This window comes from Lysinibacillus sp. BPa_S21, from assembly GCF_023337795.1.
Taxonomy (GTDB): domain Bacteria; phylum Bacillota; class Bacilli; order Bacillales_A; family Planococcaceae; genus Lysinibacillus.
In genome coordinates this window covers 1-653 of record NZ_JALIRS010000035.1, presented here as the reverse complement: position 1 = coordinate 653, position 653 = coordinate 1, and the positions used below count along the sequence as shown (strand labels likewise).

Here is a 653-nt window from a genome sequence, read left to right as displayed (position 1 = left end):
CAGATGTGTATAAGAGACACCTGTTGCTCCTGTTGCTCCTGTTGGACCTGTTGGACCCGTTGCTCCTGTTGCCCCTGTGGCACCAGTGGCACCCGTTGCTCCTGTTGCTCCCGTTGCTCCAGTAGCTCCAGTTGCTCCTGTTGGACCTGTTGGACCTGTGGCACCCGTTGCTCCCGTTGGACCCGTTGCTCCTGTTGCTCCTGTGGCTCCAGTAGCTCCCGTTGCTCCTGTTGGACCTGTTGGACCTGTGGCACCCGTTGCTCCCGTTGGACCTGTTGGACCTGTTGGACCTGTTGCTCCTGTTGCTCCTGTTGCTCCTGTTGCTCCTGTGGCTCCTGTTGCTCCTGTTGCTCCAGTTGGACCTGTTGCTCCTGTTGCTCCAGTAGCACCCGTTGCTCCTGTTGGACCTGTTGGACCTGTGGCACCCGTTGCTCCTGTGGCACCCGTTGCTCCAGTTGCTCCCGTTGCTCCAGTAGCTCCAGTTGCTCCTGTTGGGCCTGTTGGGCCTGTTGGACCTGTGGCACCCGTTGCTCCCGTTGGACCCGTTGGACCTGTTGGACCTGTTGCTCCTGTTGCTCCTGTGGCTCCAGTAGCTCCTGTTGCTCCTGTTGGACCTGTTGGACCTGTGGCACCCGTTGCTCCCGTTGGACCTG

1 protein-coding gene is annotated in these 653 nt (G+C 60.0%); it reads right to left on the bottom strand.

Annotated features, from left to right (window positions below; all coding sequences use genetic code 11):
- A partial coding sequence (locus MOK21_RS23650; RefSeq protein ID WP_249076385.1) for a hypothetical protein occupies nt 1-653 on the bottom strand: 653 nt, incomplete at both ends.